We start from the raw sequence: 893 nt of genomic DNA, 5'->3' as shown, positions 1-893 counted from the left end.
CCTTGATAACTATAGCTCTATTCGTGTATTAGAGAAATTACATATGAAAAGAGTAAATAGTACTGAAACAATGATAAATTGGAAGATTGAAAAATAAAGAATACCGCTCGAAGTAAATCGGGCGGTATTTTACTTAATTATGGTAGCATTTGTTTTTGATCTGTTGGGTATCCAATTGTTGAATGTTTCGAATGGTTACGGACAGAAATGAAAATAGAGATAATAACGATAAGACCAACTGCAACATAAGAAAGTGTAATAATAGTTGGATCAACTTTAAATGATGTAAGTAATGTACGTATATTCGTAAAGATAATAAGTCCGCCAACGAGTACGCCAAGTAAATGCGAAGGAACGATGCGTACTAACCATGCGGCGATTGGTGCGGCAACAATACCACCGAGCATTAGGGCAAATACCCAAACCCAGCTTATTTGTTCCCAACCAAGTGAGATGAAAAAGCCGATTGTTGCAGCGAGTGAAACAGGAAATTCGCTCGTATCTACAGATCCAATAACTTTTCTAGCATCATTTCCTTTTGCAAGAAGAACAGGTGTCGTAATAGGTCCCCAGCCACCACCGCCAGTTGAATCAACGAATCCTGCGAACAGACCGAGCGGTACAAGTTGTTTAGCAGACATACGCTTATTTGAAGAAACAATTTGTTTTTGAATGATGAATCGTAATAAAATATAAACCCCTAAAGTAAATAAAAATAAGGAAATATACGGTTTAATTACATCGCCAGGTAAATTACTTAAAAAACATGCCCCAACAAATGCACCAATTGCTCCAGGTAATGTAAGCCTGGAAACTGTATATTTATCAACGTTTCCAAATCGGATGTGAGATGCACCAGAAGCCGCAGTTGTAACGACTTCAGCTAAATGAAC

1 protein-coding gene and 1 pseudogene are annotated in these 893 nt (G+C 37.5%); one reads left to right on the top strand and one right to left on the bottom strand.

The features are described 5' to 3' along the window. A pseudogene (locus AC1DTM_RS29100) lies at positions 1 to 97 on the top strand (GNAT family N-acetyltransferase); the annotation flags it as partial. A gap of 40 nt (positions 98 to 137) precedes the next feature. Here the strand turns inward: AC1DTM_RS29100 and AC1DTM_RS29095 are convergent. Next, positions 138 to 893: sulfite exporter TauE/SafE family protein (locus AC1DTM_RS29095; RefSeq protein WP_477001557.1), on the bottom strand; the 756-nt coding region annotated here is incomplete at its 5' end.

The organism is Bacillus sp. P4_D3, assembly GCF_056401855.1.
Note: the sequence above shows the minus strand (reverse complement) of the source record. Positions and strands in the feature narration are given on the sequence as shown.